At 70.7% G+C, this 23,381-nt stretch carries 18 protein-coding genes; 10 read left to right on the forward strand and 8 right to left on the reverse strand.

Translation table 11 applies throughout. The features are described from left to right. Nucleotide 1: 1 nt before the first annotated feature. On the reverse strand, nt 2-634 hold the full coding sequence (locus AB0M36_RS10935) for an MBL fold metallo-hydrolase (RefSeq protein WP_364155268.1): 633 nt from the start codon (nt 632-634) through the stop codon (nt 2-4). Nucleotides 635-745: 111 nt separating this feature from the next. Between AB0M36_RS10935 and AB0M36_RS10940 the strand changes: the two genes are divergently transcribed. After that, nucleotides 746-1,720: a DUF4349 domain-containing protein gene (locus AB0M36_RS10940; protein WP_364155270.1), complete on the forward strand. Its 975-nt coding sequence runs from the start codon at nt 746-748 to the stop codon at nt 1,718-1,720. Nucleotides 1,721-1,732: 12 nt separating this feature from the next. Here the strand turns inward: AB0M36_RS10940 and AB0M36_RS10945 are convergent, their stop codons facing one another. After that, nucleotides 1,733-2,992 carry an amidohydrolase gene (locus tag AB0M36_RS10945; protein WP_364155271.1) on the reverse strand — a complete coding sequence of 420 codons (1,260 nt, stop codon included), beginning with the start codon at nt 2,990-2,992 and terminating at the stop codon, nt 1,733-1,735. 241 nt (nt 2,993-3,233) lie between these two features. Continuing rightward, nucleotides 3,234-4,805, reverse strand: coding sequence for a methylmalonyl-CoA mutase family protein (locus tag AB0M36_RS10950; protein WP_364155272.1), 1,572 nt, complete (start codon nt 4,803-4,805; stop codon nt 3,234-3,236). Nucleotides 4,806-5,014: 209 nt separating this feature from the next. Here AB0M36_RS10950 and AB0M36_RS10955 point away from each other — a divergent pair, with 209 nt between their 5' ends. Both AB0M36_RS10955 and AB0M36_RS10960 read left to right on the forward strand, forming a co-directional pair. Further along, nucleotides 5,015-6,940 carry a protein kinase gene (locus AB0M36_RS10955; RefSeq protein ID WP_364155274.1) on the forward strand — a complete coding sequence of 642 codons (1,926 nt, stop codon included), beginning with the start codon at nt 5,015-5,017 and terminating at the stop codon, nt 6,938-6,940. A 64-nt stretch (nt 6,941-7,004) separates the two neighbouring features. Next, the gene (locus AB0M36_RS10960) at nt 7,005-8,645 is read left to right on the forward strand and encodes a phospho-sugar mutase (protein WP_364155276.1); all 1,641 of its coding nucleotides are present in this window, start codon (nt 7,005-7,007) and stop codon (nt 8,643-8,645) included. Between the two features lie 54 nt (nt 8,646-8,699). Here the strand turns inward: AB0M36_RS10960 and AB0M36_RS10965 are convergent, their stop codons facing one another. Continuing rightward, nucleotides 8,700-9,383, reverse strand: coding sequence for a GPP34 family phosphoprotein (locus AB0M36_RS10965; protein ID WP_364155278.1), 684 nt, complete (start codon nt 9,381-9,383; stop codon nt 8,700-8,702). Nucleotides 9,384-9,702: 319 nt separating this feature from the next. Between AB0M36_RS10965 and AB0M36_RS10970 the strand changes: the two genes are divergently transcribed. Both AB0M36_RS10970 and AB0M36_RS10975 read left to right on the forward strand, forming a co-directional pair. Continuing rightward, complete coding sequence (locus AB0M36_RS10970; protein WP_364155280.1) at nt 9,703-12,561, forward strand: CDP-glycerol glycerophosphotransferase family protein; 2,859 nt, start codon at nt 9,703-9,705, stop codon at nt 12,559-12,561. Continuing rightward, nucleotides 12,554-13,702 carry a glycosyltransferase gene (locus tag AB0M36_RS10975; RefSeq protein ID WP_364155282.1) on the forward strand — a complete coding sequence of 383 codons (1,149 nt, stop codon included), beginning with the start codon at nt 12,554-12,556 and terminating at the stop codon, nt 13,700-13,702. The genes AB0M36_RS10970 and AB0M36_RS10975 overlap by 8 nt, the downstream gene beginning before the upstream one ends. A 215-nt stretch (nt 13,703-13,917) precedes the next feature. Here the strand turns inward: AB0M36_RS10975 and upp are convergent, their stop codons facing one another. After that, entirely contained in the window at nt 13,918-14,550 is a 633-nt protein-coding gene (upp, locus tag AB0M36_RS10980; protein WP_364155284.1) for a uracil phosphoribosyltransferase, read from the reverse strand. 62 nt (nt 14,551-14,612) lie between these two features. Here upp and deoC point away from each other — a divergent pair, with 62 nt between their 5' ends. The 5 genes from deoC to AB0M36_RS11005 all read left to right on the forward strand — a co-directional run bounded on the left by deoC (nt 14,613) and on the right by AB0M36_RS11005 (nt 21,269). Further along, entirely contained in the window at nt 14,613-15,563 is a 951-nt protein-coding gene (deoC, locus tag AB0M36_RS10985) for a deoxyribose-phosphate aldolase (RefSeq protein ID WP_364155285.1), read from the forward strand. Between the two features lie 47 nt (nt 15,564-15,610). Further along, nucleotides 15,611-17,038, forward strand: a complete 1,428-nt coding sequence (locus AB0M36_RS10990; RefSeq protein ID WP_364155287.1) for an aldehyde dehydrogenase family protein — start codon at nt 15,611-15,613, stop codon at nt 17,036-17,038. A 145-nt stretch (nt 17,039-17,183) separates the two neighbouring features. Beyond that, nucleotides 17,184-17,984, forward strand: coding sequence for an aldehyde dehydrogenase family protein (locus tag AB0M36_RS10995; RefSeq protein WP_364155428.1), 801 nt, complete (start codon nt 17,184-17,186; stop codon nt 17,982-17,984). Nucleotides 17,985-18,098: 114 nt separating this feature from the next. Continuing rightward, nucleotides 18,099-19,004: a DNA primase gene (locus AB0M36_RS11000; RefSeq protein WP_364155289.1), complete on the forward strand. Its 906-nt coding sequence runs from the start codon at nt 18,099-18,101 to the stop codon at nt 19,002-19,004. A gap of 24 nt (nt 19,005-19,028) precedes the next feature. Next, the gene (locus AB0M36_RS11005) at nt 19,029-21,269 is read left to right on the forward strand and encodes a transposase (protein WP_364155291.1); all 2,241 of its coding nucleotides are present in this window, start codon (nt 19,029-19,031) and stop codon (nt 21,267-21,269) included. 178 nt (nt 21,270-21,447) lie between these two features. Here AB0M36_RS11005 and AB0M36_RS11010 read toward each other — a convergent pair whose 3' ends face one another. The 3 genes from AB0M36_RS11010 to AB0M36_RS11020 all read right to left on the reverse strand — a co-directional run bounded on the left by AB0M36_RS11010 (nt 21,448) and on the right by AB0M36_RS11020 (nt 23,296). After that, nucleotides 21,448-22,185, reverse strand: a complete 738-nt coding sequence (locus AB0M36_RS11010) for a VOC family protein (protein ID WP_364155293.1) — start codon at nt 22,183-22,185, stop codon at nt 21,448-21,450. A gap of 147 nt (nt 22,186-22,332) precedes the next feature. Beyond that, entirely contained in the window at nt 22,333-22,920 is a 588-nt protein-coding gene (locus AB0M36_RS11015; RefSeq protein WP_041832917.1) for an ATP/GTP-binding protein, read from the reverse strand. A gap of 1 nt (nt 22,921) precedes the next feature. Continuing rightward, nucleotides 22,922-23,296 (reverse strand): DUF742 domain-containing protein, encoded by a 375-nt coding sequence (locus AB0M36_RS11020; RefSeq protein WP_071807367.1) that lies wholly within the window; start codon nt 23,294-23,296, stop codon nt 22,922-22,924. Nucleotides 23,297-23,381 lie beyond the last annotated feature (85 nt).

Below are 23,381 nucleotides of genomic sequence, written 5' to 3' on the forward strand. Positions count from 1 at the left end.
GTCAGGAGAGGATCGTGCCGGGGGCGACCTGTGCGTACTTCGTGCCGCCCAGGCGTTCCAGGTGGCCGTTGGAGACTTTCGCGCCGGTCTCGGTCAGCAAAGAGTCGTGCAACGCGTACGCCCGTTCCGGCCGGACCGCGCGGACGAAGTCGATCGCCTCGCTGAGCTTCATCCACGGCGCGTTCAACGGCACGAACAGCGTGCCCACCTCCTCGTCCGGCACCGTGAAGGAATCTCCCGGCGTGTACGCCGAGTCGGTGCCGTCGGAGACGAGGTAGCCGAGGTTGGCAATGCGCGGAATGTCCTCGTGAATGACCGCATGCCGGCCCCCGTACGCCCGGATCGTGAAGCCGGCGGCGCGGAACTCGGTGCCGGGCTCCACCGCGGTGACCTCGCCGGCGAACCCGCCGAGTGCGGGCAGGACGTCGGCGTGGGCGTACACGGTGAGCTCCGGCCGGGTGGCGACGGCCTCGGCGAGGGCGTCGGTGTCCAGGTGGTCGAAGTGCTCGTGGGTGATGAGCACGGCGTCCGCGCCGCGCAGGGCGGAGCGCTCGCTGAACGCGCCGGGGTCGACGACGAGCACGCCGTCGCCGTCGAAACGTAGGCAGGAATGCGTGAACTTGGTGACGCGCACGGGTCTCCTCCGCTGCCGAATCGTGACCGTCCACCCCGCAGTCTGCCGGAACCGGTGGAGGTGCGCCGCACGTCCCAGGGGGCAGACCTCACCGGGGACAGGAGATTCACCATGGCGGGTTCGACCAACAGATCAGCACTGCACCGGCCGGCCGCCGGCCTCTGCGCCGTCGGGATCGCCGCCGCGCTCGCGCTGGCCGGTTGCAGCGGCGACAGCAGCAGCGACTCGGTGGCGACGTCAAGCCGCGGGGAGGGCGTCGCCGCGCCCGCCCCGGCGAACCCGGGCGGCGCCGCCGACCAGGCCGACGCGGTCGAGCAGGGTGGTGCCGCGCCGCCGCAGGGCAAGGACAGCGCCGCCCAGGCCCCGGATCTGAGCGTGGGCCGGCGGTCGATCATCTACACCGGTTCGATCACCGTACGGGTCAAGGATGTCGGCATCGCGGCCGCGCAGACGACCGGCATCGTGGCCGGCGTGGGCGGGTTCATCGGCGGCGACAAGCGCAGCAGCTCAGGCAACGGGCCGTCCGATGCCACGCTGATCCTGCGGGTGCCGGCGGAGAAGTTCCACGCCGTGGTCAACCAGCTCGCCGAGCTCGGCGACGAGGAGCGGCGCGGCATCGACACCGAGGACGCCACCGACGCGACGATCGACCTCCAGGCCCGGATCGCGACGCAGCAGGCCCGGGTGGTCAGCGGCCGCAAACTGCTGGCCCAGGCGAAGTCCCTCGAAGACCTCGTGATGCTGGAGCGCGAGGTGGCGACCCGCGAGTCCGACCTCGCGTCGCTGCAGGCGAAACAGCGCCGACTGACGGACCTGACCGCACTGTCCACCATCACTCTGGTGCTGCTGGACCCGCAGTCCGCGGCGGCGCCGGAGGACGACGATCCGGCCGGGTTCCTTGCCGGGCTGCGCAACGGCTGGAACGGCGTGCTCGTCTCGCTCGGCGTGCTGGCGACCATCCTGGGCTGGTTGCTGCCGTGGCTGCTGTTGCTCGGCCTGCCGGCATGGGCCGTCGTCCACCTCGTGCGACGCCGCCGCCGGGTGCGGCCGGCCGTGGCTACTGTCCCGGCGGTCGAGACAAAGTAGACGGGAGGGCGGTCAGAAAGCGCCGGTGGCGAGCGCGGCCAGGGCGGTGTGCACCATTACCCGTACGCCGTAGCCGATGCAGCGCTCGTCGACGTCGAAGTTGCTCTGGTGCAGGTCGTACCTGGTCTCGGCGCCCGGCGTGCCGGTGCCCAGGCGGATCATCGCGCCGGGCACGTTCTCCAGGTAGAACGCGAAGTCCTCGCCGCCCATGCTGATCTCGGCCTCGACCACCCGGTCGGCGCCGAGCGCGGCCCCGGCGGCACCGGCGATGACCGCGGCGGCCATCCGGTCGTTGATGACCGGTGGGACGCCACGGTTGTAGACGACCTCGGCCTCGGCGCCGGTGGGCGCGACCACGTCGCGGATCAGCTTGGTGATCAGCTCCGGGGCGTCGCGCCACGCCTCCCGGTTGAGGATGCGTACGGTGCCCAGCACCTCGCCCTCGCCCGGGATGGCGTTGAAGGCCTGCCCCGCCTTCACGGCGCCCCACACCAACGACACCCCGGCGCGCGGGTCGACCCGGCGGTCCAGCAGCGCCGGCACGTCCACGATCACCCGACCGAGCGCGTGCACCAGATCGGCGGTGAGATGGGGCCGGGCGGTGTGGCCACCCGGGCCGGTGAGCTTGACCTGGAGGGTGTCGGCGGCCGCGGTGAACGGTCCCGAGCGGACGCCGACCAGGCCGGCCGGAAGCTGCGGATAGCAGTGCAGCGCGAAGATGGCGTCCACGTCCTTGAGCGCCCCGGCCGCGATCACCTCCGGCGCCCCGGAGGGCACGCACTCCTCGGCCGGCTGGAAGATCAGGCGTACCCGGCCGGGCAGCTCACCCTGCTCGTTGAGCTGCGCCAGGGCCAGGCCGAGCCCGAGCAGGACCGTGGTGTGCACGTCGTGACCGCAGGCGTGCGCCACCTTCTCGACCGTCGAGCGGTACGGCACGTCCTTGGTGTCCTGCAACGGCAGCGCGTCCAGGTCGGCGCGGAAGGCGATCACCCGGTCGCCCTGGCCGATGTCGCAGATCAGACCGTTGCCCTTGGGCAACAGTTGCGGGCTGAGCCCGGCGACGGCGAGTTCCCGGGCGATGAGCGCGGCGGTCTCGAACTCGGCGTTCGACGGCTCCGGGTGGGCGTGGATGTGACGGCGGATGGCCACCAGCTCGGCGCCCCGGGACGCCAGCCAGCGGTCGAGCTGGCCGGGCAGGGGCTCGGCTCCGGGGGGCGGGCCCGGAAAAGGTGCCGTATCCGCGCCCTCGGGCGCCGTCAATGCACTCGTCACGTCGGATTCTCTATCGCTCTCGAGGTTTGGGCCGGTTTCGGCGACGCGCGACAGCCTAGACCCATTTTGGTGACGCTGTGCAACGCCATTCCCGTACGGACGAGGTTGCGCAGTGTCACGAAAGCCCTGATAAGAGCGCTCTGCGGGCAGCATCCGTCCCATCACCTCCTACAACGGGTTACGGATCTCGGAGGTGACGCGGTTCAATTGTCGTCGCTGTCAGAATCAATCGTCGTCGCTGTCAGAAGTGTTCCACCGGGTGGTACACCCCCCACACGCCGCGCAGCGTGTGGCACACCTCTCCCACGGTGGCACGGCGACGCAAGGCTTCGCGCATTGATGGCAGAACGTTGTCAGTACCCTCGGCGGCCTTGCGCAGATCGGCCAGCGCCGCCTCGACCGCCGTCGAGTCCCGGTCGGCGCGCAGGGCGGCGAGGCGGGCGACCTGGTCAGCCTCGATCTTCGGGTCGACGCGCAGCGGTTCGTACTTCTCCTCCTCGTCGGCGCCGAACCGGTTGACGCCCACCACGACCCGGTCGCCTCCGTCGATCTCCTGCGAGATCTTGTACGCCGACGCCTCGATCTCCTGCTTCTGGAAGCCCTGCTCGATCGCGTCGACCGCGGACCCGTGCGAGAAGACCCGCTCGATCAGGGCGGTGGCGGCGGCCTCCACCTCGTTGGTCATGGCCTCGATGACGTACGAGCCGGCGAACGGGTCCACGGTGTCGACCAGCCCGGTCTCGTACGCGAGCACCTGCTGGGTCCGTAGCGCCAGCCGCGCCGACTTCTCGGTGGGCAGCGCGATCGCCTCGTCGTACGCGTTGGTGTGCAGCGACTGGGTGCCGCCGGCGACCGCGCCGAGGGCCTGCACTGCCACCCGTACCAAATTGACCTCGGGTTGCTGCGCGGTGAGCTGGACCCCGGCTGTCTGGGTGTGGAACCGCAGCATCAGGGATTTGGGGTTCTTCGCGCCGAACTCGTCGCGCATGATGCGCGCCCACATCCGCCGGGCCGCCCGGAACTTGGCGATCTCCTCCAGCAGGGTGGTGCGGGCGACGAAGAAGAAGGACAGGCGGGGAGCGAAGTCGTCCACGGCGAGGCCGGCGGCGATCGCGGCGCGGACGTACTCGATGCCGTTGGCGAGGGTGAACGCGATCTCCTGCGCGGGCGACGCGCCGGCCTCGGCCATGTGATAGCCGGAGATCGAGATCGTGTTCCACTTCGGGATCTCGGCCCGGCAGTAGGCGAAGGTGTCCGCCACCAGCCGCAGCGACGGCTTGGGCGGGAAGATGTAGGTCCCCCGGGCGATGTACTCCTTGAGGATGTCGTTCTGGATCGTGCCCTGCAGGGCCGAGCCGGGCACACCCTGCTCCTCGGCGACGAGCTGGTAGAGCAGCAGCAGCACCGATCCCGGCGCGTTGATCGTCATCGAGGTGGACACCTTGTCCAGCGGGATGTCGCGGAAGAGCCGCCGCATGTCGTCGAGGGAGTCGATGGCGACGCCCACCTTGCCGACCTCGCCGCTGGCGATCGACTCGTCGGAGTCGTAGCCCATCTGCGTCGGCAGGTCGAACGCGACCGACAGGCCCATCGTCCCGGCCTTGAGCAGCTGGTGGTAGCGGGCGTTGGACTCGGCCGCGGTGCCGAAGCCCGCGTACTGCCGCATGGTCCAGGGCCGCTTGGTGTACATCGTCGGATAGACGCCGCGGGTGTACGGGTACTCGCCGGGCCGGCCGAGCTTTTCGGCCACGTCGTCGGGCAGGTCGCCGCTGTCGTAAACCGGCTTGATCTCGAACCCGGATTCTGCGTTCACCCCACGGATCCTAAGGCGTCGTTCATCCTCCGGTGCGCGTGAGGGATTTTGTACACACCGTCCGATAAGTTCCACCCTGCGCAACGCCGCGACCACGCAGGGTCGAGATCCAGAGAACACCCGACCAGCGGCTTTTCGAAAAGGGGTATGACCCGGCAAGATAGCGGGGTTGGCCGACCGCCCCCTAGACCCCCTTCGGTGGCACCTACGTGACTCAGATCCCGACGTGGAGCAGTGGCAGCACCGCTCCGACCAGCGGACGCGCAGCCCCGGGCACGCTCATCGGCGGGCGATACACGCTGCGCGCAGCGGTTGGGCACGGCGGCATGGGCACCGTCTGGCGTGCCGCCGACACCCTGCTGCGGCGTGACGTGGCCATCAAGGAGGTCATCCTCCCGCCCGGCCTGGCCCCCACCGACCGCGACGCGATGTATGAACGCACGATGCGCGAGGCGCGCGCTGCCGCGGCGCTTCAGCACCCGGCCGTCGTGCAGGTCTACGACGTCGTGCACGAGAACGGCCGGCCGTGGATCGTCATGGAGCTGCTGGAGGCGCGCAGCCTCGCCGACATGGTGATCGAGGACGGCCCGATCCCGGCCCGCGTGGTCGCGAAGATCGGCATCGCCCTGCTCGGCGCCCTCGAGGTGGCACACGCCCACGGCGTCCTGCACCGCGACGTCAAGCCGGCCAACGTGCTGATCTGCACCGACGGCCGCTGCGTGCTCACCGACTTCGGCGTCGCCCGGATGCCCACGGACGTGCAGCTCACCACGCCCGGCATGGTGCTCGGCTCGCCGCACTTCATCTCGCCCGAGCGGGCCATGGGCAGCGACTTCGGCCCGCCCAGCGACCTGTTCTCGCTCGGCGTCACGCTCTACACCGCGATCGAGGGCCGGCCGCCGTTCGACAAGGGTGACCCGATCGAGACGATGCACGCCGTCGTCGAGGACCCGCCCACCCCGGCGGTGCGCGCGGGCTCGCTGACGCCGATGCTGATGGGCCTGCTGGAAAAGGACCCGGCCCGCCGCTTCGACGTGCAGACCGCCCGCACCATGCTGCGCCAGCAGCTCGCCGGGCCGCTGGCCAGCAAGGCGCCCGCGCATCTGATGACGGACCCCTATTCGGTGGTCCCGTCGCAACGCCCGCCGGCCGCCGAGACCCAGCCCATCCCGCCGCAGGCGAAGCCCACCGGGCAGATCGGCGGCCGGGCCATGCTGGCGCCCGGCGAGTCGCTGTCGGGGCACCTCGCCAAGCTCAAGCACAACGACGCCGACGGCGGCCCGCGCCGCGACGTTGGGAACGCCGCCGCCGACCAGCCGACGGGCCCGTACCCGGGACCCAGGCAGAGCGGCGACACCACCAGCGTGATCCCGCCGTCGGGTGGCGGCGACACCACCAGCGTGATCCCGCCCCGGCGGCAGTGGGACGGCGCCCGCGCGGCCCGCGAGCCGATGGTGGGTGGCACCGTCGTGATGAGCCCCGGCGCCAAGCGCAAGGCGGTCATCGACAAGACGATCACCACCGCCCGGGAGACCACCGCAAAGGCGGTCACCACGGTGCGGGGCTGGCCCCGCAACACCCAGCTCGCCGCCGGCGGCGGCCTCGCGGTGCTGCTGGTGCTCGCGCTCGTCCTGGCCCTCTCCGGGGGCGGCGACGCCAAGACCCCCGTCGCCGCCGGCGGGCCGACGACCAGCGCCGCCCCGCAGGCACCGTTCCCCACGGTCACCTACAAGGGCCGCGGCACGAGCGTGTCGGTGCCCAAGGGCTGGACGAAGAAGAGCGGCGGCAGCTGGGTCGACTACGTGGACGGGGGCGCCGAGCGCAAGGTACGGCTCCTGGTCGAGTCGGGCAACGGCTCGCCGCAGGGCTTCCTGAAGATCGCGGAGAACAACCTCAAGAAGAAGGGCTCCAGCTGCCCGAAGCCGTACGCGCAGGTCGGCCTCACCGACCGGACCATCGCCGGACAGCCCGGCGCTGTCCTCGAATACACCTGCGATGACAAGCGCCACGGCCTCTGGGGCGCGGTCATGCGCAACGGCAAGGCGTACTCGTTCTACCTGACCAGCACGGAAGAACAGTTCGCCGAGAGCAAGCCGGTCTTCGAGGAACTGGTCAGAACCTTCGCCATCGGCTGAGCCCGCCGGCTCAAAAACCAAGGGCAAGAGCAGGTAGGGACAGTTGCCGTGCTATCCACATGGCATGGCAACTGACGACCTTCGCACGCTGGCCGAGACCTGGCTGGCCGACGACCCCGACCCGGCCGGCCGCGAGGAGATCCGCGCGCTGCTCGACCGGCTCCCGGACAGCGCCGCCGAGCTAGCCGACCGGTTCGCCGGCCCGCTGACCTTCGGGACCGCCGGTCTCCGCGGCCGGCTGCGCGCCGGGCCGAACGGCATGAACCTCGCGGTCGTCACCCGCGCCGCCGCCGGCCTGGTCGGCTGGCTCGCCGCCCAGGGCGGCGAGGGACCCCTGATCATCGGGTACGACGCGCGGCACGGCTCGCGCCAGTTCGCCGAGCAGACCGCCCGGGTCGCCACCGCCGCCGGACGCGAGGCGTTGGTGCTCCCGCGCCCGCTGCCGACGCCCGTGCTGGCGTACGCGGTCCGCAAGCTCGACGCCGTCGCCGGGGTCATGGTCACCGCCAGCCACAACCCGCCGCAGGACAACGGCTACAAGGTCTACCTGGGCGTGCGGCTCGGCGGCCCGGGCGGCGCCGGGGGCCAGATCGTGCCGCCCGCCGACGCCGGCATCGAGGCCGCCATCCAGGCGGTCGGCACGCTGACCGACGTCAAGCTCGGCGATCCCGGCACGGTCCTCGACGAGGACATCGTCCGGGGGTACGTCGAGAGCGCCGCCGCCGTGATCCCGGCCGGTGCCCGCGAGCTCAAGGTCGCGTACACGCCGCTGCACGGTGTGGGCGGCGAGGTGCTGACGGCCGCGTTCATTGCGGCGGGCTTCGACGAGCCGGCGGTGGTCGCCAACCAGGCGACGCCCGACCCCGAGTTCCCCACCGTGGCGTTTCCCAACCCGGAGGAGCCGGGAGCGATGGACGGGCTGCTGGCCCTGGCCACCGAGCGGGCCGCCGACCTGGCCGTCGCCAACGACCCGGACGCCGACCGGTGCGCGGTGGCGATCCCCGCCGCGGACGGCTGGCGCCCCCTGCGCGGCGACGAGCTCGGCGTCCTGCTCGCCGACCACCTCATGCGCCGGGGCACACCCGGCACGTACGCCACCACGATCGTCTCGTCGCAGCTGCTGGGCCGGATCTGCGCAGCCCGCGGCGTCCCGTACGCGGAGACCCTGACGGGCTTCAAATGGATCGTGCGCGCCGCCGAGGATCTGGCGTTCGGCTACGAGGAGGCGCTGGGCTACTGCGTCGCTCCCGACCTGGTCCGCGACAAGGACGGCATCACGGCCGCCCTGACCGTCGCCGAGCTGGCCGCCGCGCTCAAGGTGGAGGGACGCACGCTCGCGGACCGGCTGGACGAGTTGGCCGTCGAGTTCGGCGTGCACGCCACCGATCAGCTGTCGATCCGCGTCGACGACCTGGCCGACATCGGCCGGGCGATGAGCCGGGCACGGCGGCAACCGCCGGCCGCCCTGGTCGGTGCCCCGGTGACCGAGGTGCTCGACCTCCTGCCGGACAACGACGTGCTGACGTTCCGCACCGACACCGCCCGGGTCGTCATCCGGCCGTCCGGCACGGAACCGAAGCTCAAGGCGTACCTGGAAGTGGTCGCGGAGGTCACCGACGGTGACCTGTCGGCCGCCCGTACCCGGGCCGCCGAGAACCTGCGCACGCTACGCAGCGAGATCGCGACAACGCTCGGCGTCGCATAGCCGCGCGAGCGTCGATGTCGGCCGGGCGTGGCAGCGCCCGGCCGGCGGCGCGGGTCAGACGACCTTAGGGTTGCCCAGCGCGGCCTGGATCGCCCGGCTCAGGGTGGCGACCACCAGGGCGACGCTCGGACGCACGATCGAGTCCTCCAGGTTGGCGCCGCCGGAGAAACCGGCCCCGGACGCGATCGCCTCAAGCCGCTGATGCGCCTGGCCCGCCTCCTCGGGACGCAGCCGCAGCGCCGGCTCCATCCGGCACGCACACAGCAGGGTCGCCAGCGCGGCGGTCCGCTCGTCCGGGATGTCGTTGCTGGTCAGAGCCTCCGCCAGCCGTCGCCGGATCTCCGCCTCGTAGGCGGGGTCGGTCGTCGGGTAGCGGTGCACGTGGATGACGCCGAGCGCGGTCTCGTCGACGTCGCACACCACGCCGCGGGCCACCAGGTCCTCGAGCACCCGGGTCCGCAGCCGGTGGCGCAGTCGTTGCACCCACTGCGCGGGCGTGTGCGGCTCGTCGGCCGCGGCCCGCGCCAGGACCGCGTCCGCGATCGGCTCACCGATCGGCGTGGGGTCGGTCACCTTGAGGAAGCCGTCGACGTACGCGATCCGCCCCGCCAACGCGAGATCGACCAGTACGGCCGCGGCCATGCCGAGGTCGAGCCCGATGCGGGAACCGGTCGCCTTGCCGGTCTGGTCGTCATACGCCAGGAGGAGGAGCTCCTCGGCGAGAGGGATGGAGGTCATGGCTCACGAGGATAGTGGTCGGGGTACAGTCCCGCGTCCCGGGCGCGGCCGGCAATCTTCCGCCCGAAATCCGTCTTGTGCCAGGTCGCACACGGTGTCCGAAAAACCGGGAACGGCACCGCTCGCGGGCCTCCGCGCCGCTCACCGGCTGTAGTCTGATGCTGGCACGCCGAGCATGCTGCACGTCCTGCGCTCAGCGCGTCGATGCCTCACGGTGATGCGCCCGACGGCACGCGACCGCCCGGTCGCTCGTCCCGCTCCGCGGCGATCACCCGAGGCGACTGGCGAGCCCCCAGACGACCCGGAAGGTAGGTTTCCCGTGACCTCGCCAACTCCCCGGCCCGATGTCACGGTCATCGTGGTCGTCTACAACGACGCCGCGCGCGTCGAGACGGCGGTCCGCTCGGTGCTCGACCAGTCGTTGCGCAGTCACGAGGTCGTCGTCGTCGACGACTACAGCTCCGACGGCACCCCCGCGGTGGTGGGGCGACTCGCCGCGGAATATCCGGATCGCGTCCGTTCGCTGCGGCTGGAGGCCAACTCCGGCGCCGCCGGCCGTCCCCGCAACGTCGGCATCGAGCACGCCGCCGGGCGTTACGTCATGTTCCTGGACAGCGACGACACGCTCGACCCGCACGCCTGCCGCAATCTGCTGGCGATGGCCGAACGCTCCGGCGCCGACCTTGTCATCGGCCGGTGCGTACGCAGGGACGTCCTGAGCGGCAGCGAGCACTCCTGGATGCCGTGGCTCGTGCAGAACCAGGTGGTGCACGAGTCGCTCTGCGACCAGCCCGACCTGCTCTACGACGTGCTGTCGACGAACAAGCTCTACCGCCACGACTTCCTCACCCGGGAAAACCTCCGCTTTCCCGAGGGGCGCCTCTACGAGGACAACCTGTTCTCGGCCCACGCCTACCTCACCGCGAAGAAGATCGCGGTGATCCCGCAGCGCATCTACACGTGGAACGTGGAGCGCAAGGCCGCCACGCTGTCCGTCACGAACCGCTCCGGCGACCAGCGCAACCTCATCGACCGCATCGCCGTCGCCCAGGAGATCGACAAGCTCCTCGTCGAGTACGGCACCGACGAGCTGCGGCTGCAGAAGGACGTGCGGTTCATCGAGAACGACCTGCGGACGCATCTCTCCGGGCTGAGCCAGTTGCCGGAGGAGACGCAGCGGAGGTTGGTCGACATCGCCCGGCCGTACCTCGCGACGCTCGATCCGGAGGCGTTCCGGCAGGCCAAGCCGCTGCCGGCCGTCGCCGCCTACCTGGCGCGCGAGGGCGACTACGCCGGCGTCGCCATCGTGCACGACTACATGGTGAGCAGGAGTCACCGGGCGTTCCTGAGGACCGATCTCACCATCCACGACGGCCGGGTGTTCTGGTGCGACCGCCACCTGGACGACCCGCTGGGCCGCCAGATTCTCGACGTCACCTCGCTCGGCCTCCAGGATCTCCCGCTGTCCAAACTAAAACTGGGCAGCAAGATCCTCGACGTCCGGGCCTCTGGCGACGAGATGACCCTCGAGGGCGTCCTCATCAACCCGTTGGGCCGAATCCCCGCCGGGAAGACCAAGGCCAAGCTCGTCTTCCGGGATCGGCGTGCGTCGCGACGCACGTTCTCGGTGCCGGTGAGCCTCGACGTCGACGCGACCAGGGTGCGCTGGACGGCCCGGTTCGCGCCCGCCAAGGCCCTGCGCCCGATCGGCTTCGTCGACCCCCTCTACTCGATGCGGCTGCGCCTCACCGCCGGGCAGGACGCGACCGAGCTGCATCTGTTCGCCGAGCCGTCCGTGATGGAGAAGCTCGTCCTTCCCGTACGCCCACGGCTGAGCGGATTCGCCGCCGACGTCCTGCAGGCCTACAGAACCGACGCCTACTCCGTCGGGCTGCGGCTGGGGGCGGCCGGACGCGCGGCCGTCGTCGGCAGTTCCACCATCTGCCGGCTGCGCGCGACGGGTCTGGGCGGACGCGCCTGGAACGCGGTCCGCGGCCTGCAACGCGAGACCCGCGCCCTGCTCGAGCGCCGAACCACCAAGATGGCGCTCTACGAGAACGTGTTCACGCGGGTGCCGATCGACAAGCGGACCGTGGTCTTCGAAAGCCACATGGGCAAGCAGTTCTCGGACAGCCCCCGGGCGATCTACGAGGAGCTCAAGCGGGCCGGGGTCGACTTCCGGGCCGTCTGGTCCTACGCCGGCAAGCACCCGACGGGCTTCCCCGCGGGCGTGAAGCTGGTACGCCGGCAGTCGCTGGCGTACCTGCGGGAGCTCGGTCGTGCCGCCTTCTGGGTGGACAACCAGGGCTTCCCGTTCGACATCAAGAAGCGCCGGGGCACCACGTACATCCAGACCTGGCACGGGTCGGCGTTCAAGCGGATGGGCTTCGACGAGGCGACCATCAAGAGCCAGACGGCGGCCCAGCAGCGGCGCCTGAAGAACGCGATCGACCGGTTCGACGTGTTCCTGGTGCGCTCCGAGCACGACGTACGCACCCTGACCAAGGGCCTGCGCGTCGACGCCGAGCTGATGCGGGTGGGCTACCCCCGCAACGACGCGCTCGTGCGGCACGAGGACAGGGCCGAGGCCGCGGAGCTGCGCCGATCGCTCGGCTTGGCGGACAGCCGCCGGGTCGTGCTCTACGCACCCACGTTCCGTCCGCAGGAGCTCGGGCGGGGGTCATCAGGACTGCAGTTGCCGTTCTCCCTCGACGAGTTCGTCGAGCGTTTCGGCGGTAACACCGTGCTGCTCGTCCGGCCGCACTACCTGACCCACTTCGCCCTTCCCCCGAAGTACGGTCACACCGTACGTAACGCGGCACACGTCCACGACGTGACGCCGCTGCTGGAAATCTCGGACGCGCTGATCACCGACTACTCGTCGCTGATGTTCGACTACGCGCTGCTGAACCGGCCGATGATCTTCCACGTGCCCGACTACGACGACTACGTCGGCAGCAGCCGCGGCTCCTACTTCGACCTGGCCACCGTCGCGCCCGGACCGTTGACCCGGACCTCCGACGACCTACTCACCGCGATCGCCGACCTCGATCAGCTCGCCGGCCGCTACAGCGATCAGCGCAAGAACTTCGTCGCCCAGTACGGCGAGTACGACACGGGGAACGCCGCCAAGGCCATCGTCGACCGCTTCTTCCGTCCGGGAGGACGCCGTGGCTGAGACCCGTGACATCTTCATCGTCTGCAACAGCGTCAACGAGCTCGGCGGCCTGGTCCAGTGGGCGCACGACGTCGCGAAGCTCTTCACCGCCCGCGGCCACCGGGTCCGGTTGATCGGCGTCGAGCCCGCCACGGAGGCGCGCGACTACGGGTCGGATCTGCCGTACCCGACGATCACGCTGCACGACCATCACCTGCCCCGGCGTCGCAAGATGGTGGGTCTCGACCGGCTCAATCCGGCGGTCCGCAGGCGCAACCGCCTGCGCGAGTCGCTCCAGGAGCGGGGCGCCCGGCAGCTGACCGCGCTGTTCAAGGAGGCCGGCCCCGGCGCCGTGGTGATCGCCGCCCAGATCTGGGCGATGGAGTGGGTCGTGCGGGCCTACACCACGGACATGGTGGTGGTGGGAATGTCCCACGAGTCCTTCGAGGCGTCCCGCAACAGCAGCCGCTACGCCCGCGTCCTCGAGTACTACACCCAGGCCGACATCCACCTGGCCCTGACCGACGCCGACGCGGACGCCTGGGCCCGCGCCGGCATGACCAACGTCGGCGCCATGCCGAACCCGCTGATGACCGTGCCGGCGACCCTGCCGACGCTGGACGAGAAAACGGTGGTCACCCTCCGCCGGCTCTCCCACGACAAGGGCATCGACATGCTGCTCGAGGCATGGGCACTCGTCGCGTCGCAGCACCCGGACTGGAACCTGAAGGTCTTCGGCGCGGGCCCCGACGAGGAGCAGCTCCGGGCTCAGGCCCGCGAACTGGGCCTCGACGACAAGCCGATCTTCCAGGGCAAGACCACCAACATCGACGCCGCGCTCTCCGCCGCGTCCATCTACGCCCTGCCCTCCCGCGAGGAGGGCTTCCCCATCGCCGTCATGGAGGCTATGGCCTACGGCCTACCAACCGTCGCCTTCGACTGCGCCCCCGGCATCCGCGAACTGATCGACGACGAGATCAGCGGCGGAATCGTCATCACGGCCGGCAACATCCTCGGCATGGCCACCGCCCTCGAACGCCTCATCAAGGACGCCGACCTCCGCAAACGCCTCGGATCAGCCGGCCGGCAATCCGTCCGCCGCTTCTCCCCCGACTCCATCATCGACCGCTGGGAAGCCCTCTTCACCTTCCTGGAGCGCTAACCCCCGGGATGGCCGCAACCTAAGGCGCCCGGGAACGCACCTGAGACCCCCGGGGAAGTAACCGCAACCCAACTCGGATTTGCGCCCGTCGGTGTCGAGGGCGCCAAAACAGACTAGGCGCCCTTTGCCGTGGTCTGTTTTGGCGTCCTCGACACCGACCTCCCGGGGCGCAAATCCCCATCCCGGCGGAGCCGGGATCAGCAGCCCAGCCGGGATCAGAACCTGGGCATCCCGCCGAATTGGCGGTCGCCCGCGTCGCCGAGGCCGGGGACGATGTACATCTTGTCGTTCAGGCCTTCGTCGATGCTCGCGGTCACCAGGCGCAGCGGGAGGCCGGAGTCCTTCAGGCGTTGGATGCCCTCGGGTGCGGCGAGCACGCAGCAGATGGTCACGTCGGTGCAGCCGCGGTCGACGAGGAGTTGGCAGCAGTGCACCAGTGAGCCGCCGGTCGCCACCATCGGGTCGAGGACGAGCACCGGCAGGCCGGAGAGGTCGCCCGGCAGGGACTCCATGTAGGCGCGCGGCTCGTAGGTGTCTTCGTCGCGGGCGAGGCCGACGAAGCCCATGGACGATTCGGGGAGCAGGGCCAGCGCGGAGTCGGCCATGCCGAGGCCCGCGCGCAGCACGGGCACGATCAGTGGCGGGTTGGCGAGCCGGGTGCCCTGGGTCGGCGCGACCGGGGTGCTGATCGGGAACTGCTCGACGGAGAAGGAGCGGGCGGCTTCGTACACGACCATGGTGGTGAGTTCGTGCAGGGCGGCACGGAACACGCCGGAGTCCGTCTGGGCGTCGCGCATGACGGTGAGTCGGGTCTGGGCCAGCGGGTGATCAACAACAAGTACGTCCACGTGGCTCAACCTACCGGGGTATTTCAAGATCAACTGTCGGTGGGCCGCGTAGAATCCCTTTCATGACTGCGACGACGACGTCGAGGCTGTCCTCACTGTCCGATTCCTCCTTCAACCTCCGGTCTTTCCTGCACGGACTGCCCGGGGTCGACAAGGTCGGCGTCGAGGCGCGGGCGGCGGCGCTCGGCACCCGGTCGGTGAAGACCAGCGCCAAGCTGGCGGCCATCGACCTCGCGATCCGCATGGTCGACCTGACCACCCTCGAGGGCGCCGACACACCCGGCAAGGTGCGCGCGCTGTCCGCCAAGGCACTGCGGCCCGATCCGGCGGACCCGAGCTGTCCCAGCGTCGCCGCGGTCTGCGTCTACCCCGCGATGGTCCCGGTCGCCGCCGAGGTGCTGCGCGGCACCGGCGTTCACCTGGCGAGCGTGGCCACCGCTTTCCCGTCCGGCCAGGCGCCGCTCGACGTCAAGCTCGCCGACACCCGTGACGCGGTCGCCGCCGGCGCCGACGAGATCGACATGGTGATCAGCCGGGGCGCGTTCCTCGCCGGACGCTACGACCACGTGTTCGACGAGATCGTCGCGGTGAAGCAGGCGTGCGGTTCCGCGCATCTCAAGGTGATCCTCGAGACGGGCGAGCTGGGGACGTACGACAACGTCCGCCGCGCTTCCTGGCTGGCGATGCTGGCCGGTGCCGACTTCATCAAGACCTCCACGGGCAAGGTGCCGGTCGCGGCAACCCTGCCGGTCACGCTCGTGATGCTGGAGGCGGTCCGCGACTTCCGGGCCCGGACGGGCCGGCAGATCGGGGTCAAGCCCGCCGGCGGCATCCGCACCACGAAGGACGCGATCAAGTACCTGGTGATGATCAACGAGACCGTCGGCGACGACTGGCTCGACCCGGACTGGTTCCGTTTCGGCGCCTCCTCGCTGCTCAACGATCTGCTGATGCAGCGGACCAAGTTCGCCACCGGCCACTACGCGGGCCCTGACTACTTCACGCTGGACTGAGCCGGCTAGAAGCGGCTCCGCCGCACTGCGAGGAGAAACCGGTAGAAATGTTCGAATACGCCCCCGCGCCCGAGTCTCGCTCGGTCGTCGACATCGCACCCTCGTACGGTCTCTTCATCGACGGTGAGTTCGTGCCGCCGGCGTCCTCTGGCGGGGTCTTCAAGACCGTGAACCCGGCGACCGAGGAGGTGCTGGCCGAGGTCTCCACCGCGGGACCCGAAGACGTCGACCGGGCCGTGGCCGCCGCCCGGCGCGCGGCCGGGACCTGGTCCGCGCTGCCCGGCGCCGAGCGCGCCAAATTCCTCTTCCGCATCGCCCGGATCATCCAGGAGCGCTCCCGCGAGCTGGCGGTGCTCGAGTCGCTCGACAACGGCAAACCGATCCGGGAGTCTCGCGACGTCGATCTTCCGCTCGCCGCGGCGCACTTCTTCTACTACGCCGGCTGGGCCGACAAGCTCAGGCATGCGGGCTTCGGCGACGACCCCCGGCCGCTCGGCGTCGCCGCGCAGGTCATCCCGTGGAATTTCCCGATGCTCATGCTCGCGTGGAAGATCGCCCCAGCGCTGGCCACCGGCAATACGGTCGTGCTCAAGCCGGCCGAGACCACGCCCCTGTCGGCGCTGTTCTTCGCCGACGTCTGCCGCCAGGCCGACCTGCCGGCCGGTGTGGTCAACATCGTCACCGGCGCCGGCGAGACCGGCCGCACCCTGGTCGAGCACCCCGGGGTCGACAAGGTGGCGTTCACCGGTTCCACCGAGGTCGGTCGCCAGATAGCCCGCTCGATCGCCGGCACCCGCAAGCGCCTCACCCTGGAGCTCGGCGGCAAGGCGGCCAACATCGTGTTCGACGACGCGCCGATCGACCAGGCCGTCGAGGGCATCGTCAACGGCATCTTCTTCAACCAGGGGCACGTCTGCTGCGCCGGTTCGCGGCTGCTCATCCAGGAGTCCGTCTACGACGAGGTGATCGAGGCGCTCAAGCGCCGGATGGCCACCCTGCGGGTCGGCGATCCGCTGGACAAGAACACAGACATCGGCGCGATCAACTCGGCGGAGCAGCTGGAGCGCATCCGTACGCTCTCCGACATCGGCGCCGAGGAGGGTGCCGAGCGCTGGTCACCGCCGTGCGAGCTGCCGGCGCAGGGCTTCTGGTTCGCCCCGACGATCTTCACCGGGGTCACCCAGGCGCACCGGATCGCCCGGGAGGAGATCTTCGGTCCGGTGCTGTCGGTGCTGACCTTCCGCACCCCCGCCGAGGCGATCGAGAAGGCCAACAACACGCCGTACGGATTGTCGGCCGGCATCTGGACCGAGAAGGGCTCCCAGATCCTCGCCGTGGCCGACAAGCTGCGCGCGGGCGTGGTGTGGGCCAACACGTTCAACAAGTTCGACCCGACCTCGCCCTTCGGGGGTTACAAGGAGTCCGGATACGGCCGTGAGGGCGGCCGCCACGGTCTGGAGGCGTACCTTGCCTGAATCTTCCTCGTCCCGCTCGCGCAAGCCCGGCACCGTGGCGGCCGGCAAGGCCGTCGCGGTCAGACGGTCGTCCGCGGTCCGGGCCGGTTCCACCGCGGCCGTCCCCGCCGTCGCGACCGCCGGGACGGCCGGCACGCCCGGGCGGCTGGCGGTCCGTAAGACCTACAAGCTCTTCATCGGCGGGGCGTTCCCGCGCAGCGAATCAGGACGGACCTATCTCGTGGACGGCGACAACGTCGCGCTCGCCTCCCGCAAGGACGCGCGGGACGCCGTCGTCGCGGCACGCAAGGCACAGCCCAAGTGGGCCGGAGCGACCGCCTACAACCGGGGACAAGTGCTCTATCGCGTCGCGGAGATGCTCGAGGCGCGTCACGCGGAGTTCGTCGCCCGGGGCGTGCCGGCCGCCGAGGTGGACGCCGCCATCGACCGCTGGGTCTGGTACGCCGGCTGGGCCGACAAGATCGCCCAGGTGCACGGCGGGGCCAACCCGGTCGCCGGCCCGTTCTTCAACATCTCGGCGCCCGAGCCCACCGGGGTTGTCGCGGTGGTGGCACCGCCGTCCTTCCTCGGCCTGGTCAGCGTGATCGCCCCGGCGATCGTCAGCGGCAACACCGTGGTGGTGCTCGCCGCCGCACCGCAGGCCGCCATCACCCTCGCCGAGGTTCTGGCCACCTCGGACGTGCCGGGTGGGGTCGTCAACATCCTCACCGGCCACGCCGCCGAGACCGCGCCCTGGCTGGCTTCGCACGACGATGTGAACGCGCTCGACCTGACCGGCGTGACCGACCCGGCGCTCGCCGCCGACCTGGAACGGTCCGCCGCCGGCAGCCTCAAGCGGGTCGTCCGCCCGCCGGTCTCGGAGCCCGACTTCACCGCCGACCCGGGTCTGGGTGCGATGACGGCATTGCTGGAGACCAAGACCGTCTGGCACCCGAAGGGCTTCTGACCCGCGGGAGGGGTGTTTCCGACCGCGGTCGGCCTGCTTCCAGGTTGGACCACTAAGGTGTGTGCCCAGACTCACCCGTCCGAACAGCTCGCGAGAACCAACCCGGAGGTCAGTGTGGCCAGCCAGTCGCCCGAAGAGGCCGCAGAAACCTCGTCGGCCAAGGGAGGCCTCTCAGGCCGTGCGCTCTGGGACGACGTCCGGGTCTCGCCGGTGGAGATCGCCATGCCGGGTGGCGTCGCGCTGACCCTGCGGGCGCACCGGAAGTCCTCGGAGCTCGTCCCCACCGAGATCGAGGTCGACGAGGACGACCCGTTCGAGGCGCGTGAACGCGCCGCGGCCGCGCGCGCGGCCGAGGAAGAGGGCGTGATCGTCGACGACGAGTTCTCCGCGCTGGTCGCCGAGGGGGAAGCCGACCCGAAGGACCGCAAGGCCGGCGAGGTCCTGCGCAACGAGGACGGCGAAGTCGTCGAGGAGCCGGACCCCGAGGACTTCAAGGACGACGTGGTGGAGGAGGCCGACAGCCAACCGGAGGATGAGGACGTACCCGTCTTCCTGAGCCACCGCGGCAAACTGCTGGCCTTCAAGTCCCCCGAGTCGCTGGTCGCCTTCATTCGATCGGGTGCCCCGCACGACCTGGCGCAACTCGACACCTGGGCGACCGTGGCCGAGCGGGTACAGTCGACCGACATCGACCCGCTGCCGGAGGATCGCTACGAGCTCGACCTCGTGGTGGAGAACCTGCGTGGCGGTCACGACACATGGGACCTGCCGCTGCTCATCGCCGCGGGCGAGGTGGCCCGCGACCTGGGTCACGCGTTGCGCCTGAAGCCCGTGATCCTGGCGTTGGCTCCCGGATCGCCACTCGACGACCTGGATGAGTCCCTGCGGTCCGCGGAAAGTGGCGGAATGGGCGGTTTCTTCGGCCGCCGCAAGCTCCGTAAAATCGGTGCACAGCAGGCGAGTCTGGGTTGGCGTTCGGTCATCGGCAAGATCTCTGCCGCTGTGGACTGGCGCGACTGACCCCTCACCAGGGACCATCAGTCGTTGGCCGAACAACCCTCACCTGGGGAGGAGGACGACGCCGTGGCGCTCGTGCGCGTGTACTGCGGTCTGGCGTCGGCTGATGAGACGGTGCGCACGGCCTCGGCCGGATCGGCACTGACCATCGCCGTGGTGGACGACGCGGGGCGGCTGCTCGGCGTCCACGAGATCAGTGACGACCCTGCCGGGTACGCCCAGCTCGGGACGCTGCTCGTGGAGAGGACGAGTGGCTTCGCCGAGGCCGCGGTAGCCGCCGACAGCGACGACCACATGGTCACCTCGCTGCTGACCGCCGCCGGACGCCCCCTCGTGGTGGCCGACGACGACTCCGCCGACGACTTCGCCGAGCGCTTCTCCGACGACGACTCCCCCGAGGAGATCGCCGCGCCGCCCGCCGCCCGTCGCGCCGTGGGCCTCGCCCGCGCGCTCCAGGCCGGCGCCATCGCGGCCGTCACGATCCCGGCCCCGCGCGAGCTGGTCAGCTACAAGCCCGTGCTCGCCGCCCACATCGCCATGCTCAACGGCCGGCATTCCGCCTCGATCGCCCTGCGCGAGGTGCTGCGGGAGCTGTATCCGGCGGCGCTGCGGGCGTACCCGGATCCCGCCCACCCGCTGGCCCTGGCCGTGCTGGACGCGCTCCCGGAGCCCGGCCGCCTCACCAGCCGCGGCAAGGACGCCGAGGGAGTTGCCGAAGAGGTCGCCGTCGAGCTGACCCGCGCCGGCGCCGGCACCGAGGACCAGGTCGTATCGGCGGTCACCGCGCTGGTCGTGGCGATCAACGAGTCGCCCCGCCGAGGCGGCGTCAACAAGGCACTCGCCCCGGCCGCCGCCGACACGGTCCGGCACGCGGTCGCCGCGGTCCGGTCCTGCGACGCGGCCTGCGAAGCCCTGGTCGGCACCCTCGCCGCCCGGGTCAGCCAGCAGGCCGGCAGCCAGGGTCGCCGTCAGGCGGGTTCCCGCCGGGCCACCGAGCCGGACGCCGCGAGCCTGCCCACCCGCACCGCCAGCGCGGCGGCGCGCATGGGCCGCCGCGGCCGTCCCGAGCCCGCCGTCTCCGGCAACGGCCCGGCGACGCCCCGCCCGCTGACCTCCCCGCCGGTCGCGCCAGAGCCGATCATGCCGCCGCCGCTGGCGCCGCGTCCGGTGACGCCGCCTCCGGTGGCCCCGGCCGCCAGCCTGCCGGCCCGTGTCCCGAACCCGGGCCCGGCCAGTCGCCCGGTCTCGGTGCCGCCACCGCCGCCGGGAATGACCCCGATCACCCCGGGTACGCGCCCGTCCTCGGTGCCCCCGGCCGACTCCGGGCAGCCGTTCCGCCCGACCCTGACCAACGCCGCGATGAGCAGCGCCCGCGCCGAACGGCAGCGCACGGTCATTCCGCCCAGCACCCGCAACGGCGCACCGCCAGCGGCGAACGGCGCGACCGACTACTCGCTGCCCATGCCCGTCCAGCGGTCGGCCTCGGAGACTCCGGAGCCGGGCTCACGCGCCAACTGGCCGCTGCTCAACAGCGACGAACCGGCCGGCCCCCCGGCCACTCCGGCGGCCACCCTGCCGGCCGCTTCGGTGAGCGGCTCGCCCGCCGACGGTCGCGTCAAGCCGCCATGGCAGGACATGCCCAAGGAGCCGCCGGCCCTGCGCCTGGTCGAATCCGGCCTCGCCAACGCCTCGGCAGACCTCGCGGCCATCACCGAACCGCCGTCCCTGCGCCTGGTCGACGACCGCGGCGGTCGCAACGGCCGAGCGCCGGTGCGCCGCGCCGCGCCGACGCTGACCGCCCTGGACCGCAGCACCACCCCGCCGGTCCCCGCCGAGGGCGACGGCGACCTGCTGATCTTCGCGGCGGCCCGTTCGGCCTGGTTCACCGGCCACGACGAGTCCTCGACATCGTCGGCCGCCGACCTCGACTGGACCAGCCCGATGGACACCGGCTGGCGCGCGGCCGAGAAGGCCTCGGCGCCGGAGGTGACCGCGGAAACCTCGGCGGGCCTGCCCAAGCGCGTCCCACAGGCAAACCTGGTGCCGGGCTCTCCCCTGCGCGAGGAGCGTCCGCTGCGGATCGTCCGCGACGCGGCCAGCATCGCGGCACACACCACCGGCTACTTCCGCGGCTGGCGTCGCGGCCAGGAAATCGGCGGCTACGCGATCGGCGGACGCCCCGGACGCGAGGCGGCGGGCGGCTGGGACTTCAGCCGCGACGGCCAGGAAGTCGAGGACTACCGCAACGCGGGCTACCCCAGCCGCTGACGCGACCCGACTCGGGCATATCCAGCTCGGGGGCGATCCAGGCTCAGAGCGGATTTCCGGGGCTTAGCCTTCAAGGCCTAGCCTCGGCGGCATCCCTGGGACATTCGGCGCTTAGCCTCCCGTTCAGCGGGTTCGGCGCCCTATGGGCTCGGAAGCCGGCGGTTCCCCAGCAGTCGGGCTACTCGGCGTCGAGGGAATGGGTGAGTTCTTCCGCCGTCTGCAATGCCGCCTCCGCGCGGCGGCGCTCTGCCGGTGTCAGCTCGATCGCCCGGGCTCGCGTCAACATCTCGGCGGCCTTCCGCGAATCGTTCATGGCCAGGGCCAGCTCGGCACGGTAGACCACGGCCTGGACCTCCACCGCCGGATCGTCGGCGGCATCCGCGCGGCGCAGAGCACCGTCGAGAATCTTCGCGGCCTGACCGTGGTCTCCCCGGTTGTCGCCCTGAACGACGGCGTTCTCCAGCGCGGCGGCGAGCCGCCCGGCAACCGCGGGGGCGGACGGGCCGGGCTGGGCGGCGGGCGAGCCGGGCTTGGCAGTGATGCGGATCCAGTTCCCGCCAGGGTCGATGACGCTGAAGCCGGTCAGACCGTCCATGTTTTTCTTGGGCCTCGGCCGCGTCATCCGGGGAATGCCCGAAACCAGCACCTTGCCATACCGCTCCCGCAGCCCCTTCGCGAAGGCCGCGTGAAGGGCACCGATGTCCTCCGCCTGGACCAGACAGGTACCGTACGACCGCTCCGGATCAAAGTCCGGCAGCCCGAAGAAGTGCAGGTTCAGGTCCTCGCGCCGCAGCGCCACGTAGGGGTTTGGCTTCGTCTGCCGGTAGGTCACTTCGAAGCCGAGGGCGCGGTAGAAGTCGGCCAGGTCATCGATGGACGCGCAGGGCAACAGGGGAATGGTTACTTCGCCAGCCATTCGTCCTTCCTAGCCGAGGAAGCACGCTCACGAAAGCCGATAAAGCACCGCCCGCGACAGCCGAGGAAGCACCCTCCTGAAGATGAGGAAGCTCCGGGCATGCAAAAGTCCCGCTCTGTCGCACAGAGCGGGACTTTCGACCGACTGTCAGGCGGGCGCTACCGCACGCGACCGGCGCATCGTGAGAACGTACTCGACCAGCGAGATCAGCACGTTCTTCGTCGATTCGCGGTTGCGGGCGTCGCAACTCACCACCGGCACGTCGCTGGAGATCGCGAGGGCGTCGCGAACGTCCTGGGCGTTGTGGTACTGCATGCCGTCGAAGCAGTTGATGGCTACCAGGTACGGCAGCCGCCGGTGCTCGAAGAAGTCGATGGCGGCGAAGCAGTCGGCGAGCCGACGCGTGTCCACCATGACGACCGCACCGATCGCACCCCGGACCAGCTCGTCCCACATGAACCAGAACCGCGTCTGGCCAGGCGTGCCGAACAGGTACAGGATCAGGTCGCGATCGATGCTGATGCGGCCGAAGTCCATCGCCACCGTGGTGGTCGTCTTACCCGGCACTTGCCGGTTGTCGTCGACGCCCACGCCCGCGGAGGTCATGATCGCCTCCGTGGTCAGCGGGGTGATCTCCGAGACGGACCCCACCAGCGTCGTCTTACCGACGCCGAACCCACCGGCGATTACAATCTTCGCCGATGTCACGCGTCCGGCGGTCGGCCGGCGCGACATGTCAGAGCCTGCGAAGTCCACTCAGCACCCTTTCCAGCAGTTCCGTACCCACCGCATCGGTTTCATCCTCCAGGGATGTCGGCTCGTAGACCGCCACCAGGCCGTCGTGGGCCATGTCGGCGACGATCACTCGAGCCACCCCGAGCGGCAGTTGCATGCGTGCGGCGATTTCGGCCAGCGACTGCACTCTGCCGCCGTCGCACATCGCCGCGATGTACTGGTGTTCGCTCCCGCCCCTGCCGGTCCCGGTGGAACGGCCGCGGACGGTGGTCTCGACGAGCGCTTCCAGCGCGATCTCAAGCTTGGGCCGGGTCCGGCCACGGGTCACGGCGTACGGTCTGACCAGTGCGCCGGTCGGCTCATCGCGTTCGGGCATCGTCACCGCTCACCCCATCCCTAGGCCCATAGAAGTGTCTCGTGTTGTCAAGGTTTTGGACAGATACCGGACGGATCCGGTCGGC

Source organism: Actinoplanes sp. NPDC051346 (assembly GCF_040682215.1).
Classification (GTDB): Bacteria; Actinomycetota; Actinomycetes; order Mycobacteriales; family Micromonosporaceae; genus Actinoplanes.